Origin of the sequence: Prosthecodimorpha staleyi (assembly GCF_018729455.1) — a bacterium.
GTDB lineage: Bacteria > Pseudomonadota > Alphaproteobacteria > Rhizobiales > Ancalomicrobiaceae > Prosthecodimorpha > Prosthecodimorpha staleyi.
The window spans coordinates 218528-234894 of the sequence record NZ_JAHHZF010000002.1; the positions used below are offsets into that span (position 1 = coordinate 218528).

The window sequence follows — 16367 nt, forward strand, 5'->3', positions numbered from 1 at the left end:
GAGATGTCAGTCCGAGCGGCCGCGCGCCTCGACCGGCCACTGCGCGACGAGCCGGTCGCCCTGGCAGACATGCAGCCAGTCGTGCAGGTTGATGGTCGGGTCGCAATGCGGGACGGTGCACTCGACCACGGTGCCGACGGCAAGCGGCGCGCCGCTGTTCGCCGGCAGGATGCGGCCGAACTCGTCGCCGCACCATTCGATCCGGCCGATCTCGCGGCCGTCGAGGAACACGCGCGGCGCCGGCCCGTCGAGCGCGAAGCTCTTGCTGCCGCCGTCCGTGATGGCGAAGCCGGCGGAGGAATGGCCGATCACCGTCACGGCGATGCGCAGGGCCGGCGCGAAATCCGAACGGCCCGCGCCGGTGCTGTCGACCGAGGCATAGCCCTCGTCCATGAACACATAGGACCCGGCCTGGATCTCGGTCAGGATGCCGGCCGCCCCGTCGATGGCGAAACTTCCCGTGCCGCCGCCGCTGACGATGGGCGGCGCGAAGCCGGCCGCGGCCAGCGCCTCGATCAGCGCCGCCAGCACGCCGTTCACGTCCGTGCCGACCGCGCGCCGTTCGGCGAAGCCGTCGATATGCTGCATCCGGCCGTGATAGGCCTGCACGCCGCGGTAGACCAGCGTGTCCTCCGCGGCGATCGCGGTCGCGATCGCTACCGCGGCCGCCGGATCGGCGACGCCGCTGCGCTTCAGCCCGGTATCGAGGTCGACCAGCGCGCCGAAGCGAGTGCCGTGGCGGCGGGCCGCTGCGGCATAAGCCTGGGCGAGGTCCGGCCGCTCGACGACGAGGTCGATGCGGGCGCCGGCCGCTGCCGCACGGGCGAGCGCATCGATCTTGCGGGCACTGGCGACCGGAGCGGACAGGAGCAGGTCGTCGATGCCGGCCGCGTGCAAGGCGAGCAGTTCGCCGGGCTTGGCGCAGCAGACACCGAGCGCGCCGGCGGCGATCTGGCGGCGGGCGATTTCGGCGCATTTGTGCGACTTGGCATGCGGCCGAAGCGCCACGCCCGCCGCCGCGCAGGCCGCGCCCATGCGCGCCATGTTGGCCTCGAACAGGTCGAGGTCGAGCACGGCCGCCGGCGTCTCCAGCCGGGTCCGGCCGCCGGCGACATCGACGAGGTCACGGTTGAGCGCAGCCGCGCCGATCATGGTGTCGGATACCGATGGGGTCACGCGCGGCTCCCGGCCAGTTGGTCGCGCCGGGCGCGGGTGGCGGCCGGATCGACCGTCGCGCCGTCGGCGCAGAAGACGACACCGTAGTCCCGTTCGGCCCCGGCACGCGAGACCTTGCCCTCGCGCAGGTCGTCGGCGACGCGCTCGGGCGCACGCCGCAAGGGATCGCCATAGCCGCCGCCACCGGCCCCGACGAGGCGGAAGATATCGCCGGCGCGCGCCGGAAAGCTCTCCATCGGCATGGTCGGCAGGCTGCGTTCGCCGCCGTCGGGGCGGACCAGGATATGGGCCGAGGGCGCACCCGCCGCGCCGCCCTCCAGCCCGTAGGGCGGATGGTCGCGCCGGTCGCCGCGCAGCGTGAAGCGGGTATCGGCCAGGAAGCGGAATTCGCGCACGAAGGCGAGACCGCCGCGGAACTCGCCCGGCCCGCCGGAATCCGCCACCAGTCCGTAGCCCAGCACCTCGACCGGCATGTCGGTCTCGATCATTTCGACCGGCTGGTTGGAGATGTTCGCCGCCGGGTTCGAGATGCCCTCGATGCCGTCCTTGCCGGCGCGCGCCCCCCAGGTGCCGACCACCATCTCGTTCAGCACATAGGGCCGGCCGTGATGGATGCCGCCGGCGGCGAGCAGATAGGGCCCGCCCTCCGATCCGCCGATCGCCCGCTCGGGCACCACCTGCGCCAGCGCCTGCATGATCGCGTCGAAGACCCGGTAGCCGACCACGCCGCGCGCGCCGCAGGCGGCCGGGTAGCGCGGATTGACCAGGCAGCCCTCCGGCGCGCTGACCGTGATCGGACGCAGGTAGCCCTCGCAATTCGGGATGTCCTGGCGCGACAGGCAGCGCACCGCGCAGAAGCTCGCCGATTCCGGCAGCGAGATCGGGCAGTTGATGGCCGCCGCGACCTGGTCGGCGGTGCCGGTGAAGTCGATGTCGAGCCGGTCGCCCGCCACCGTCACGGTGACGGCGATCGGCAGCGGCACGGGCGTCTCGCCGAAGCCGTCGATATAGTCGACGGCGCGATAGACCCCGTCCGGCAGGGCGCGGATGGTTTCGCGCATCAGCGCCTCGGCGTGGTCGTGCAGAGCCTCGATATAGGCGGCGAGCGGGCCCGCGCCGTAGCGTCGGACCAGCGCCGTCAGCCCCTCCTCGGCGACGTGGCAGGCGGCGATCTGGGCGCGGATGTCGCCGAGCACCTCGACCGGCGAGCGCGTATTGGCCTCCAGGATGCGCATGACCGCGTCGACGGGCCGGCCCTTCTCGTAGATCTTGACCAGCGGCAGGCGCAGGCCTTCCTGCTGGATCTCAGTCGCATAGATCGCGACCGAGCCGGGCACGATGCCGCCGATGTCGGTGTGGTGGGCGACCGTTGCGGCGAAGCCGGCCAGCGCACCGTCGACGAAGATCGGCTTCAGGATGTAGATGTCGGGCAGATGCTGGCCGCCGGAGCCGTAGGGATCGTTGGCGATCAGGATGTCGCCGGGATGGAGATCCGCGCCGAAGCGCTCCTGCACGTAGCGCATGATGCGCGGGAAGGAGCAGAGCTGGATCGGCAGGGTCAAACCTTGCGCGATGACGCGGCCCTGCGCATCGCAGAGCGCGGTCGAATAATCCATGATGTCGCGCACCACGGGCGAATAGGCGCTGCGCATCACGATCAGCGCCATCTCGTCGGCGGTCGAGGCGAGCGCGTTGCGGATCACCTCCAGGGTGATCGGGTCGATCGATGCGGCACTCATGCGGCCTCCAGGGCGATCTCGATATTGCCGACCGCGTCGAGCCGGGCGGTCTGCCCGGGCGCCACGACGCAGGTGCAGTCATAATCCTCGACCACGAAGGGACCGGCGCGCGGCGCCTCGTCGAGATCGGAACGGCCGATCACGGCGACGAGGCCCGGCTCCGAGGCCCCCGCCCCGCCGCCCGGATCCGCGAAGGCGATGCGCCGGTCGGCATGCGCGACGGGGCCGGGCGCGGCGAACCAGCCGCGAGCCGCGCGCAGCGGCAGGCGGATCATCAGCCGGGCGTTGACCAGATGGACCGGGTCGCGCATCGAGCGATGACCGTAGGTGCGCTCGTGCTCCTGGTGGAACCGTTCGGCGAGGCCGGCGAGATCGAGATGGTCGGCCGGCACGGTCAGTTCGTAGGCCTGCCCGACGTAGCGCAGATCGGCGAAGCGGCGGACGACCGCGCCGGTCAGGTCGTAGCCCTCGGCCCGGAGTTGCCGTTCGGCATCGGCGGCGAGCGTTGCGAAGAGGTCGGCAAGCCCCGCCGCATCCATCTCGCCCGGCCGGCGGCCGGAGGGGCGGACGAATTCCTGCTCGACATCGGAGCGCAGCAGGCCGAGCGCGCTGAACACGCCGGCGGCGCGCGGCACGATCACGCGGCGGATGCCGAGCGCGCGCGCCACCTCGGTGGCGACCACCGGCCCGTTGCCGCCGAAGGCGACCAGCGTCGCCTGACGCGGATCGCGGCCGCGATAGGTCGAGACCGCCTTGACGGCCCGGGTCATGGTGGTCACCGCCAGGGTCAGGACGCCGCGCGCCGTGCGGACGAGATCGAGCCCGAGCGGCCGGGCGATCTGGTCAGCGAGTGCGGCCCGGCCGGCCTCCGCATCGATCGGGAAGCTGCCGCCGGCCAGCGCCACGTCGTTTATGTAGCCGAGCGTGACGAAGGCGTCGGTCAGCGTCGCCTCGCGGCCGCCGAGCCCGTAGCAGACCGGGCCCGGATAGGCGCCCGCGCTCTGCGGACCGACGGTCACCTGGTTCATGCGGTCGAGCCGGACCAGGCTGCCGCCGCCGGCGCCGATCTCCGACACGTCGATGAACGGCATCTTGATCGGATAGCCGCCGCCCTTGACCAGCTTGGAGGAGAGGTTGATGCCCGCGCCGACCTCGTATTCGGTCGTGCGCGCCGGCTCGCCGTCCTCGATCAGCGCCGCCTTGGCGGTGGTGCCGCCCATGTCGAAGCTGATCAGGCTTTCCGCGTTGCGCGAGCCGAGCCGGGCGCAGGCGACGACGCCCGCCGCCGGTCCGGATTCGACCAGCGAAGCCGCGCGCCGGACCGCCGATTCCAGCCGCATGATGCCGCCGCCGGAATGCATCATCTCGATCGGGCAATGGATGCCGATCGAGGCCAGCCGGGCCGTCAGGGCGACCGCGTAGTTGTGCACCACCGGCCCGATATAGGCGTTCACCACCACCGTGCTGGTACGCTCGTATTCGCGGATTTCGGGGAGAATTTCCGAGCCGCGGCAGAGATAGACGCCGGCGCCGAGTGCCTCGCGCAGGATCGCCTCGGCCTCGATCTCGTGGGCCGGGTTGGTGTGCGCGTGCAGGAAGCTGACCGCGACCGCCTCGACGCCTTCCGCGCGGAACCGCTCCGCGGCGGCCAGCACGGCGGCCCGGTCGAGCGGCACGCGGACGCTGCCGTCCGCCGCCATGCGCTCCGGCACTTCGAGCCGCAGATGACGCGGCACGAGCGGCTTCGGCTTGTCATATTGCAGGTCGTAGAGCACGGGGATGCGCAGGCGGCGCATCTCCAGCACATCGCGGAATCCGGCCGTGGTCAGGAGGCCGGTGCGGGCGCCCTTGAACTCCAGGATGGCGTTGGTGGCGACCGTGGTCGCATGGACGATGCCGACGATCCGGTCCGGCGTGGTGGCCAGATCGTCGATCAGGCGCGCCAGCGCCACCGCGATGCCGCGGCTGTAGTCGTCGGGGGTCGACGGCACCTTGCGGGTCTCGATCAGGCCGTCGTCGCGGGCGACCACCACATCCGTGAAGGTGCCGCCGATATCGATGCCGATCCGGTAGCGGTGCGCGCTGGGTTGGGGCTGGCTCATGGGCGGGGGAACTCGGGGTTCGAGGTTCGGTCCGGCGGCCGGCGCCGTCCCTCGATGCCCTTGGGCACCGCGGACAGGAGCAGCCGCGTATAGTCGTGGCGGGGGGCTTCGAGCACCTGCAGGCACGGCCCCTCCTCGACGATCCGGCCCTTGCGCATGACGATCACGCGGCGGCACAGGGCGCGGACGAGGGCGAGGTCGTGGCTGATGAAGAGCAGCGTCAGGCCGAGTTCGCCGGTCAGCCGGCCGAGCAGGTTGATCACCTGGGCCTGCAGCGACACGTCGAGCGCGGAGACCGGCTCGTCGGCGATCAGCACGTCGGGTTTCATGGCCAGGGCGCGGGCGAGGCCGACGCGCTGGCGCTGGCCGCCGGACAGCTCGTGCGGCAGGCGCGGCAGCATCTCGGCGCCGAGACCGACCCGGCCGAGTAGCGCCGCCGCCTCCCCGGTCCTCGCCGCCCTGTCGACGCCGGCCAGCGCCAGCGTCTCGTCGAGGCAGCGGCCGACCGACTTGCGCGGATTGAGCGCGCTGGAGGAATCCTGGAACGCCATCTGGATGCGACGCCGCCAGGGACCGGCATGGTCGCGCATCAGGAGCCCGAGATCCTCGCCGCCGAGCCGGATCGTGCCGGCCGTCGGCCGGGTCAGCCCGACGGCGAGCTGCGCCAGCGTCGACTTGCCCGAGCCGCTTTCGCCGACGATGCCGACAACGTCGCCGGCCATCACGTCGAGCGACACGTCGTCGAGCGCCAGCACCGGCTCGCGCGCGCCGAACAGGGAGCCGAGCATGCCGCCGCGCGGATAGCTCTTGGTCACGCCGGACAGGCTGAGGATCGGCGCGCTCATTGCGGGTTCCAGCAGGCGAGTCGGCGCCCGTCCTTGGCCGTCGGCGGCGGCAATTCGGCCTCCAACGGCGGCATCTCGGCGGCGCAGCGGGGCAGAGCGCGCGGGCAGCGCGGGGCGAAGGGGCAGCCGGGCGGCATGGCGCCGAGCCGCGGCGGCGCGCCCTCGATGGCGAAGAGCGGCCCGGGCGGGGCCGTCAGGGTCGGCACGCAGGCCTTGAGCAGCCGCGTATAGGGATGGCGCGGCGCGTCCTCGATCGCGAAGATATCGGCATCCTCGACCAGCTTGCCGCCATACATGACCACGACCCGGTCGACGATCTCGGCGACCAGCTGCAGATTGTGCGAGATGAACACGACCGCCAGCCCGAGATCGCGCCGGAGCTCGGCGATCAGGTCGACGATCTGGGCCTGCACGGTGACATCGAGCGCGGTGGTCGGCTCGTCGGCGATCAGCAGGCGCGGCCGGCAGGCGATCGCCATGGCGATCAGCACGCGCTGGCGCATGCCGCCGGAGAATTCGTGCGGAAAGGCGCCGAGCCGCGCGGAGGCGTCGCGGATGCCGACGCGCTCGAGCGCATCGACGGCGATCTCGGCCGCCCGGGAGCGCGACACGGCCTGGTGTGCGACGACCACGTCGACGATCTGGCGGCCGATGCTGAGCGCCGGGTTGAGCGAGCTTTGCGGGTCCTGGAACACCATGGCGATGTCGCGACCGCGCAGCGCCGCCATCCGGCGTTCCGGCGCGGCGGCGAGATCCTCGCCGTCGAACAGGATGCGGCCGCCGGTGATGCGGGCGCCGCCGGCCAGGAGCCGCATCACCGCCAGCATGCCGAGGCTCTTGCCCGAGCCGCTCTCGCCGACGATGCCGACCGCCTCGCCGGGCCGAACCGCCAGGCTGACGCCGCGCACGGCCTCGATCATGCGCCGCCCGCCGGCCCGGAAGCCGACCCGCAGATCCTGGATGTCGAGCAGGGGCGCGGTCATGCCACCAGGGTCCTTGCCTCGCTGCGCGGATCAAACAGGTCGCGCACCGCATCGCCGAGGAGGTTGAAGCCGATCACCGTGATCGAGATGGCGAGACCCGGAAACACCGGCAGCCACCATTCGCCCGAATAGATCGCGTTGCGCGCATCCGACAGCATGGTGCCCCAACTCGCCGCGGGCGGTTGCACGCCGAGCCCGACGAAGCTGACCGAGGCCTCCACGACGATGCCGATCGCGACCAACAGCGTCGCCTGGACGATGATCGGCGACAGGCAGTTCGGCAGCACGTCGCCGGTGACGATCGTCCAGTGGCCGGCGCCCTGCAGCCAGCGCGCCTTGACGAAATCGGCCGTCACCACCCGCTTGGCGACCGCATGGGTGACGCGGGCGAAGACCGGCGAGAACAGGCAGCCGACCAGCAGAATGATCTTGGCCTCGTTGGGCAAGAGGAGCGGCCCGACCTGGACCGGCCCGACGCCGAGCACGCCGACGATGGCGATCGCCCAGACCAGGAGCGGGATCGACGCGACGGCGTCGACGATGCGCATCACCGCCAGTTCGGCGAGGCCGCCCTTGTAGGCGGCGAAGATGCCGGCCGAGACGCCGATCAGCCCGCCGATCAGCACCGCGCCGATGCCGACGGCAAGCGAGGCGCGCGCGCCGTAGACGATGCGGCTGAAGACATCGCGGCCGGCCTGGTCGGTGCCGAGCCAATGCACTGCGTCGGGGGCGGTCAGCCGGTCCTCGATATTGACCGCGACCGGGTCGAAGGGCGCGATCCACGGCGCCAGGATGGCGGCGCCGACCATGGCGACCACGATGACGGCGCCGAGCCAGCCGGACCAGTCGACGATCGCGAGCGCCTGGCGGAGCTTCGTCATGCGGCGGTCCTCTGGCGGGGATCGAGCAGGCGGTTGATGAGGTCGGCGGCCAGGTTGGCGAGGATGAAGACGGCCGTGAACAGGAAGACGATGCCCTGCAGCAGCAGGAAATCGCGCTGCGAAATGGCGTTGAGGAGGGCGCGCGACAGACCGGGCACGTTGAAGACCTGTTCGATGATCAGCGCCCAACCGAACATGTAGCCGAACGACAGGGCGGCGAGATTGACGACGGGCGGCAGCGCGTTGACGAGCGCGTAGACGACGACCTTGCGGCGCGGCAGGCCCATGGCCCGGGCCGTGCGGACATAATCGCTGCGCAGGGTCTCCTGCAGGCTCGCCTGGGTCATGCGGGCGAGCACCGCGACGTAATAGACGGCGAGCGACAGGGCCGGCATGACGACGAACTGGAGATGGGTGCCGAGCCCGGCCGAAAGTGGCGCATAGCCGCCGGGCGGCAGCCAGCGCAGGTCGACGGCGAAGACACGGATCATCAGGATCGAGAGCCAGAAGGCCGGGATCGACAGACCGATCACGGTGCCGAAGCGGGTCAGCCGGTCGACCACCCCGCCCGGCCGCAGTGCCGCCACGGTGCCGAGCGCGACCCCGAACAGGACCGCGATCGCAAAGGCGGTCAGCACGATCGACAGCGTCACCGGCAGCGCATTGACGATCTCCGCCGCCACGTCCCGGCCGGTCACGAAGGAGCGGCCGAATTCGCCGCGCCCCACCTGGGCCAGCCAATCGCCATACTGGGCGAGGAGCGACCGGTCGAGACCGTTGGTCCGCTCGAAATCGCGGATCTGGTCGCCCGTCGCATCGACCCCGAGCACGATCCGGGCCGGCGAACTGGGGCCGGACCGGGTCAGCACGAAGAGGGCGAGGCCGACGATCAGGAGCGTCCCGAGCGAGGCCAGGATGCGGCCGGCGACGGCACGAAGGAGGGCCATCGCGCCGGTCAGACCTTCACCTCGCCGACCGAAATGGTCAGGCCCTGGTTGACCTTGAAGTTCTCGACCGACGGCCGCCACAGATTGGCGGCGTGGACATAGCCGAGCACCCCGATCGGCGCATCGCGGGCGACGATCGTCTGGATCGCGCCGTAGATTTCCTTGAGCTTGTCCTGGTCGGTCTCCGCGAAGGCCTTGGCGAGCAGGCCGTTGAGCTCCGGATTGTTGTAGCCGGTGCTCTTGGACAGGACCTGGTCGGGCGTCAGGCAGACCTGCAGGATGTAGCTCGGCTCGCCCGGCGACATGAACACCTGCAGGGCCATCTGGTGCTCGCCGCGGATCGCCTGCTGGATCAGAACCGAGAATTCGTAGACCTTCAGATTGACCTTGATGCCGATCTTGGCGAGTTGGGCCTGCACGAAGATGGCCGCATCCTTGGTGTCGAGCAGGTAGGGCTCGGCCTGGATGGACAGGTCGATCTCCGCGCCGGTCGGATATTTCGACTTGGCCAGATAGGCCTTGGCGCGCTCGAGGTCGTAGCCGAGCTCCTTGTCGGCCTCGGCGTTGTACCACCAGCCGCGCGGCGGTGCGGGCACCGAGGACGGATCGAGCAGGCCGTAATAGACCTTGTCGCCGATGGTCTTGCGGTCGATCGCGCAAGAGATCGCCTTGCGGAAGTTCACGTCGTCGAGCGGCGGCTTCAGGGTGTTGGTGTACATCAGAAGCGCGCCGCCGAGCGTCGGACGCGAGGCGCCGGTCACGCCCGGCAGGGTCTTCAGCTTGTTGAACTCGCGTGGCGGCGGCGCGGAGATCACGTCGACCTGGCCGGTGAGCAGATAGGCGACCCGGGTCGCATCCTCGGGGATCATCTTGACGACCAGCCGGTCCCAATGCGGCAGGCCCTTGCGCCAGTAGTTCGGATTCTTGACGAAGGTGATGGAATCGTTGGGCTTCCAGTCCTCGAAGATGCCGAAACCGGTGCCCACGCCCTTCGGGCTCGACTTGAAATAGGCGTCGCCGTGCTCTTGCCGGGAGCCTACGGGGAAGATGCCCATATACTTGGTCAGGAAGTAGAGCCACGGCCCATAGGGCTCGGACAGGTCGAACTGGACCCGGTAGGGCTCCAGCACCGTGACCTTGGTGATGCGCGTGAACAGCGAGCGCCGCGCCGCCTTGTTGTTGGCATCGAGCAGATAGTCGAAGCTGTATTTCACGTCCTCGGCAGTCATCTTCTTGCCGTTCTGGAACGTGACGTCGTCGCGCAGTTCGAAGACGTAGGTCTTCTTGTCGGCCGAGATGGTCGGCAGCGCCTTGGCGAGCTGCGGCTTCAGGACGCCGTCGATGTCGTACTCGACCAGGTTCTCGAACACCGTCTGCCCGAGCACCATGGCATCATGATTAAGCTGGTTGATCGGATCGACCGTGATCGGATTGCTCGGCAGCACGACGGTGAGCGTCTTGCCGTTGTTCGGCTGGGCGTGCAGCAGATCGATCGGCAGCAGGGCGGCGAGGCCGCCGGCCGCGCCGCCGGCGAGGAACTTGCGGCGATCCAACGTGAATTCCGTCATGGTCGGCTCCCTCCGTCGCGTCGCGACACCCGATCCGGATGCCTCGCCCGGCCTCATGACCAAAACGCTAACACCGCCCTCGCCAGCGTGAAAATGAGTTCTCATTGAAACATGATAGCGATCCACTATCATGTTGGAATGCGCTACTCGTTCGGGCAGGCCGAAGCCTTCTACTGGGTCGCCCGGCTCGGCGGCTTTCGCGCCGCGGCCCAGCATCTCAACCTGTCGCAACCGACCGTCAGCCTGCGCGTCAAGGAGCTGGAGCGGATCCTCGGCGGCGACCTGTTCGACCGATCGGGCTACCGGCCGGTCCGGACCGCGCTCGGGGCGGCGATCTACACCGATGTCGAACGGCTGCTGACCCATGCCGAACATGTCCAGCGCCGCTCCAAGGGCGCGCTGCCGGATCTGGGGCCGCTCAGGATCGGCGCCGCCGACAGCTTCGCCGCCCGCATCCTGCCCAATCTGCTCGCCGCGCTCGCGCTGCGCCATCCCGGGCTGCAGGTCGACGTGACGGTCGATTTCAGCACGCGGCTGGAGCAATTGCTGCTCGACCGGGCGATCGACATCGCCTTCCTGTCGCAGCCGCGCGTGCACGAGCGCATCACGATCGCCCCGCTCTGGCCGATCGACCTCGTCTGGGTAATCGGCGAGCGCATGAAGTTCGAGGGTGAGACCGCGACCCCGGAAAGCCTGGTCGGCCTGCCGATCTTCACCAACGGGCCGCCCTCCGGCCTGTTCACCACCATCCACCTGTGGTTCGCCGCCCATGGCCTCAGGCCGCAGCGGCTGAACACCTGCAACCCGCTGACCGTGATCGCGCGGCTCGCCAGTGCCGGCACCGGCGCCGCGCTCCTCCCGCGCGAGATGATCGAACTGTCCGGCCCGGACCTGTCGCTCCGCGTCCTTGAGGCCGACCCGCCGATCCCCGCACACCATCTCTGCGCCATCTGGTGGGAGGGCGAGGCCTCGACCGAATACGCCTACCTCGCCCGCCTCGCCCAGGAGATCGCCGCGCAGGGCTGAGGGCTTTCGGGACGATCCAAACGTCCGTTGCGCTGCGTAGGGTCGCAGGTCTCACCGGCTTCGAAGCGAACGGATCGGAATTTGGGATGGTACGGCAGAGAAGACGGAGATCCATCGGCGGGACGGCCGACGCCTTCCCAGCGATCGGAGGGACGCAGAGTGGGCGCGCCTGGGGCCGCTCATCCCTCCGGCCATGTCGGACGGACGCCCACTCACGCGTTAGCAGGCTTTTGCGTCCGGCTCTCGGCCAAGAAATTCACTCACACCATCACCCGAATTTGTCGAACCACCTCTCTCTGACCGGGACGAGGCCGCGCCGAACGGGCTTGATCGTGATGCAGATGGAGAGGCTGACAGCGACCATCGCCCAGGACCAGAATTCTTCCCAGCCAGCGCAACTAAACCAGCGCCGATAAGCTAGATCGGAACATTATTCTAAGCCCCTGCAGTTGTTCAGGACGGGTGCGGCGGGGCGGGTGCGAAAGGTGGCTCTCCTCAGCGAAGAGATGCAGAAAGCACACCTTTACTATGTACATAACCGCCATTCAGGTGGCAACTCTCCTTGCTGAGCGGGCACCTTGGATGCCGGACACCTCAAAGTCCAGCATACGTGCGCGCGCCATCATCAAATCGATGTAGAAATCAGATAATGGTCCGTAGATCAGTATTCGAGAATAAATACCACTCGAACTACCATCAGAATCCACTACTTCTTTGGGTAAATTATTGTAAGACTCCATGCGCCTGAGTTATCATTTTAATTCGTAATACTCCCGTTCGCCTCATTAATACCGCAGTACAAACGCCCTGGCGAACGAAGCGTAACCATTCCACTCATGAAGTCCCCAACATAAAACGGCTTTTCGGACCCAATCCGGCAGATCAGTGAATACGGGGTCCCGCCCGGTAAAAGCAACTCTTGTTTGTTGAGATAGTACCCAACACCTTTTGGTGAAGCATATGCATTTGAAGCCCAGGCAACCATCCCATCAGCAACAAGATAAAACGTCTTGTCCGAAGGAATATCAATTCCAGTATCCACCCATGGTGTGGTCGCGCTAACTTGAATAGAGGACTTGAAATAAGACTCCCTGTTATCCGCAGCATAAGATTGAGAGCACCCCAAAGCGATTGCGATCATACATGCGGAAAATTTTAGAGTCACCATACAACCCTCCCATACTTCGCAATTTTATTATATTTCCCGCGCAAGCTTGGTCAAGAGGCGCTTGTTATCGAACTTTCAATCACCAAAGATGCGCCAGAGTGCGACGCCCTCCTTCGAATCGAAACTTATCGATGAGCGGTTCGCCAGATGAGCATACCGCCCATGGCGACGTGGATTATGGCGATGGAAACGTCGATGTGGCGTTCGTAGTCGCGCACCAGGCGTCGCCAGCGGTTCAACCAGCCGAAGCTGCGCTCGACCACCCAGCGACGCGGCAGGCCGGGGAAGTATGCCTTCTCCTCGTTGCGGCGGATGATCTCGAAGACGACGTCTAGATAGGCGGCCTTGTCCATCAGGTACGGCCGATCATAGACGCCATCGACGAAGAGGTGCTTGATCCAGGTCGGCGCTTGGGGAACGCGTTCGGGATCGCCTGCGCTCTGGCTCTGTCCGAGATGTCTCCGGAAGTCGGACGAACCATCAGGAGTGGCCCGTCGATATCGACCGCGATGTGCCGCCCCGCCGCCCCCGGCCCGCCCCGATCACGCCCCCGAATTGTCGCCCGGCCAGCCGGAGAAAATGCCCGGGCCGCGCTTGGCGATCTGGCCGCCGATGATCAGGCGCTGGATCTCGGAGGTGCCCTCCCAGATGCGGTCGACGCGGACGTCGCGGTTCAGGCGTTCGACCGGGTTCTCGCGCATGTAGCCGCGGCCGCCGAGGATCTGGACGGCCTTGTCGGTGACCCGGCCGGCCATCTCGGAGGCCTGCAGCTTGATGGCGCTGGCATGGGCGTGGGTGATCTTGCGGTCGATGCCGTGATCGATGCCCCAGGCGACGCGGTAGACGAGGCTCTTGGTGGCCATGATCTCCACGGCCATGTCGGCGAGCATGAAGTCGATCGCCTGGTGCTGGCGGATCGGCCTGCCGAAGGCGACGCGCCGGTTGGCCCAGCGGCTCGCCTCCTCGAAGGCCCGGGTCGCCGCGCCGATGCAGTTGGCGGCGATCTGCAGGCGGGCCTCGACGAACCATTCCTTGGTCAGGTCGAGCCCCTGCCCGATGCCGCCGAGGATGCGGTCGGCGCCGACCTCGACGCCCTCGAAGCGGAATTCCGGATGGCCGAACACATAGGTGTGGGTGAATTTCGGCTCGCGCTGGATGGTCAGGCCGGGCGTGTCCTTGTCGACCAGGAACAGGGTCGGCTTGTCCGGATCGCCGTCAACGAGGGCATGCACGATGACATAGTCGGCCTCGTCGCCCGTGGTGACGAACCATTTCTCGCCCGTGAGGCGGAAGCGGTCGCCGTGCCGCTCCGCGCGGGTGACGATGCGGCCGGTATCGGAGCCGGCATCGGGCTCGGTGATGGCGACGCAGGCGCGGCGGCGGCCGAGGCAGCTCGGCGTCAGGAAGTCTCGGATCTGGTCGGGCGAGCCGTCGCGCAGCGGCAGGGCCGGATGCCAGACGACGGCCCAGAGCGCACCGGTTGCCCGCCCCAGTTCCTCGTTGATGATCGTCTGTTCAAGCTGGGTGCAGCCCTGGCCGCCGACCTCGCGGGTGTGGTTGATGCCGTTGAGGCCGCTTTCGACCACGGCCGCGCGCAGCCGGTCCTTGGTGGCGCGCGGCAGGCTGCCGGTCAGCTCGAGTTCCAGTTCGTTCGGGAACAGCCAGGTCTCGGCGAAGGCGCGCGCCTTTTCCTTCCAGGCGAGTTCGGCGGCGCTGAGCGACAGGTCCATCAGTGACCTCCTGAGGCGGGAATGACGAGCCCGTCGACCGCCACGATGCCGGCGCCGCAGACGAGCGGATTGACGTCCATCTCGGCGACGAGACCATCGGTCTCAAGCGCGAGCACGGAGAAGCGGGCGAGAATGCCGGCGAGGTGGTCGAGGTCGACCGCCGGCCCGCCGCGATAGCCGTCGAGCAGCCGGCGGATGGCGAGCCGGTCGAGCAGGCGCCGCGCCGTCGCCGGGCCGAAGGGCGCCAACGCCGCCTGACGGTCGGCGAGGAGTTCGATCAGCACGCCGCCGGCGCCGACCGTGACGATCGGACCGAATTGCGGATCGCGCACGAGCCCGAGGCTGACCTCGACGCCGGGCGGGATCATGCGGGCGACCGTCGCGCGCGGCCCGAGCCGATTGGCGAGATCGGTCCAGGCGGCGCGCACCGCCGCCTCGTCCTTCAGGCCGAGCTTGACGCCGCCGGCATCGGACTTGTGCAGGATGCCGTCGACCGCCGTTTTAAGCACGACCGGATAGCCGATCCGTGCTGCCGCCGCGACCGCGTCGGCCTCGGTGGCGACGACCGCATTCTCGGCGACCGGGATGCCGTAGAGGGCGAGGATGTCGAGCGCGGCGCTTTCGTCGGCCGAGGCGGCGAGACGGGCGCTGACCCGGTCGCGGCGGTCGGCCGGCGTGCCGTCGAGGACCGGCGCGGGATCGGCCGGGCGGGCGAGGAAATCCCGGTAGGCGAGCGCGCCACGCACGGCGGCGAGCGCGTTGAGGGTGCCGTCGAGCACCGGCACGCCGGCCTCGGCGAGGCGCAGCGACAGGTCGCGATGGTTGACCTGCGTGTAGTTGGTCACGAAGGCGACCGGCTTCGTCGTCTTCGTCGCTGCCGCCATGGCGGCCGTGGCGAAGCCCTCGCTCAGATAGTAGTTGTCGCGAATATCGGCACAGAAGAGGCCGAGCGCGGCTTCGTCGTCGTCGATCAGGGCGGTCAGGCAGGCCTCGAACTGCGGCACGAAATCGGCGCCGGTGCCCCAGGCGTCGAGCGGATTGGCGGCCTCCAGGCCCGGATCGAGCCGGGTCGCGATCGCCGCCTTGGTCTCCGCAGCGATTTCCGCGAAGGCGACGCCGGCGCGATCGGCGAGATCGATGATCAGTTCGCGCTCGCCGCCGGAATCATGGATCGAGACCAGCTTGCCCGCAGCCGCGCGTCGGCCGGTCGACATCAGCATCAGCGTGCAGGCGAGTTCGTCGAGCGTCTCGACCCGGATGGCGCCGTGGCGGTCGAACAGGGCCTGGTAGCCGGTATCGTTGCCGGCCAGCGCGCCGGTATGGGTCAGCGCCGCCGCGGCCGCCGCCTCGGTGCGGCCGGCCTTCAGCACGACGACCGGCACGTTGCGGTCTGCCGCCTTGGCGAGCGCCGCCGCGAAGCCGTCCGGATCGCGCGCCGTCTCCATGAACAGGCCGATGACCTTCACCTCGGGGCGCGACAGGCAATAGTCCATGTAGTCGGCGATGCCGGTGACCAGCTCCTGGCCGGGCGAGATGGCGAGCGCGTAGCTGAGGCGCGGGTCGTTATGGGCGAGCGCGCCGAACACGCTGCCGGAATGGGCGATGAAGGCGATGCCGCCCGGCCGCCGCTCGCGCGGGCTTGGGAAGCCGCAGACCCAGGTCGCGTCGAGATCGTTGTAGTAGCCCATGCAGTTGCCACCGCAGATCGGCAGTCCGGCCTCGCGCGCCATGGCGGCGAGACGGGCGGCGAGCGGCGGGTCGCGGTCGCCTTCGAGATAGCCGGAGGCGAAGATCACCGCCGAACGGGCGCCGACCGCGATCGCCTCGGCAAGCGTCGCCTCGAGCCGGTCGTTGCGCACCGACAGCACAGCGAGATCGGGCGCCGCGGGCAGGTCGGCGAGCGTCGGCACGCAGGCGAAGCCCTCGATCTCCCGATAGTTGGGATTGACGCCCCAGACGGTGCCGGCAAAGCCGCCGCGCCGGTTGGTGCGCAGCATGTCGTGGCCGGGCGTGTTCGGCCGGCCGCTCGCGCCCACATAGGCGATCGAGCGCGGCGCCAGAAGCGGCGTCAGTCGATGGTCGGTCATGGCGGGTCCGGGAGGATGCGGGAACGGGTGGTGGTCTCGCGGGAGCCGTCTTGCGACGGCCCCCGCGAGATTGCAGGCCGGAAGGCGTCGGCGGCGCGGGCTGCCGGCCGGAGCG

At 68.9% G+C, this 16367-nt stretch carries 12 protein-coding genes and 1 pseudogene; 1 reads left to right on the forward strand and 12 read right to left on the reverse strand.

Translation table 11 applies throughout. The features are described from left to right. Positions 1-6 precede the first annotated feature (6 nt). Genes KL771_RS03985 through KL771_RS04020 form a run of 8 tightly spaced genes read right to left on the reverse strand, consistent with a single transcriptional unit; the run spans position 7 to position 10241 of the window. Positions 7-1176 (reverse strand): alanine racemase, encoded by a 1170-nt coding sequence (locus tag KL771_RS03985; protein WP_261967266.1) that lies wholly within the window; start codon positions 1174-1176, stop codon positions 7-9. Further along, positions 1173-2915 (reverse strand): hydantoinase B/oxoprolinase family protein, encoded by a 1743-nt coding sequence (locus KL771_RS03990; protein ID WP_261967267.1) that lies wholly within the window; start codon positions 2913-2915, stop codon positions 1173-1175. The genes KL771_RS03985 and KL771_RS03990 overlap by 4 nt, the downstream gene beginning before the upstream one ends. After that, positions 2912-5017, reverse strand: coding sequence for a hydantoinase/oxoprolinase family protein (locus tag KL771_RS03995; protein WP_261967268.1), 2106 nt, complete (start codon positions 5015-5017; stop codon positions 2912-2914). The genes KL771_RS03990 and KL771_RS03995 overlap by 4 nt, the downstream gene beginning before the upstream one ends. Next, positions 5014-5862 (reverse strand): ATP-binding cassette domain-containing protein, encoded by an 849-nt coding sequence (locus tag KL771_RS04000; protein ID WP_261967269.1) that lies wholly within the window; start codon positions 5860-5862, stop codon positions 5014-5016. Before KL771_RS04000 ends, KL771_RS03995 begins: the two co-directional genes overlap by 4 nt. Then, the gene (locus KL771_RS04005; protein WP_261967270.1) at positions 5859-6845 is read right to left on the reverse strand and encodes an ABC transporter ATP-binding protein; all 987 of its coding nucleotides are present in this window, start codon (positions 6843-6845) and stop codon (positions 5859-5861) included. Before KL771_RS04005 ends, KL771_RS04000 begins: the two co-directional genes overlap by 4 nt. After that, positions 6842-7726: an ABC transporter permease gene (locus KL771_RS04010; protein ID WP_261967271.1), complete on the reverse strand. Its 885-nt coding sequence runs from the start codon at positions 7724-7726 to the stop codon at positions 6842-6844. The genes KL771_RS04005 and KL771_RS04010 overlap by 4 nt, the downstream gene beginning before the upstream one ends. Then, complete coding sequence (locus tag KL771_RS04015) at positions 7723-8673, reverse strand: ABC transporter permease (protein ID WP_261967272.1); 951 nt, start codon at positions 8671-8673, stop codon at positions 7723-7725. The genes KL771_RS04010 and KL771_RS04015 overlap by 4 nt, the downstream gene beginning before the upstream one ends. An 8-nt stretch (positions 8674-8681) precedes the next feature. Beyond that, on the reverse strand, positions 8682-10241 hold the full coding sequence (locus tag KL771_RS04020; RefSeq protein ID WP_261967273.1) for an ABC transporter substrate-binding protein: 1560 nt from the start codon (positions 10239-10241) through the stop codon (positions 8682-8684). 138 nt (positions 10242-10379) lie between these two features. On the opposite strand from KL771_RS04020, the gene KL771_RS04025 reads away from it, so the two are divergent. Further along, the gene (locus KL771_RS04025; protein WP_261967274.1) at positions 10380-11267 is read left to right on the forward strand and encodes a LysR family transcriptional regulator; all 888 of its coding nucleotides are present in this window, start codon (positions 10380-10382) and stop codon (positions 11265-11267) included. 545 nt (positions 11268-11812) lie between these two features. Here KL771_RS04025 and KL771_RS04035 read toward each other — a convergent pair. The 4 genes and pseudogenes from KL771_RS04035 to KL771_RS04050 all read right to left on the reverse strand — a co-directional run bounded on the left by KL771_RS04035 (position 11813) and on the right by KL771_RS04050 (position 16252). Beyond that, positions 11813-12007 (reverse strand): hypothetical protein, encoded by a 195-nt coding sequence (locus tag KL771_RS04035; protein ID WP_261967275.1) that lies wholly within the window; start codon positions 12005-12007, stop codon positions 11813-11815. A 553-nt stretch (positions 12008-12560) separates the two neighbouring features. Next, positions 12561-12952 (reverse strand): annotated as a pseudogene (locus KL771_RS04040) (transposase); the annotation flags it as partial. A gap of 25 nt (positions 12953-12977) precedes the next feature. Next, a complete protein-coding gene (locus tag KL771_RS04045; RefSeq protein WP_261967276.1) occupies positions 12978-14165 on the reverse strand; it encodes an acyl-CoA dehydrogenase family protein in 1188 nt (395 codons plus the stop codon). Beyond that, positions 14165-16252 (reverse strand): acetate--CoA ligase family protein, encoded by a 2088-nt coding sequence (locus KL771_RS04050; protein ID WP_261967277.1) that lies wholly within the window; start codon positions 16250-16252, stop codon positions 14165-14167. The genes KL771_RS04045 and KL771_RS04050 overlap by 1 nt, the downstream gene beginning before the upstream one ends. Positions 16253-16367: the final 115 nt, after the last annotated feature.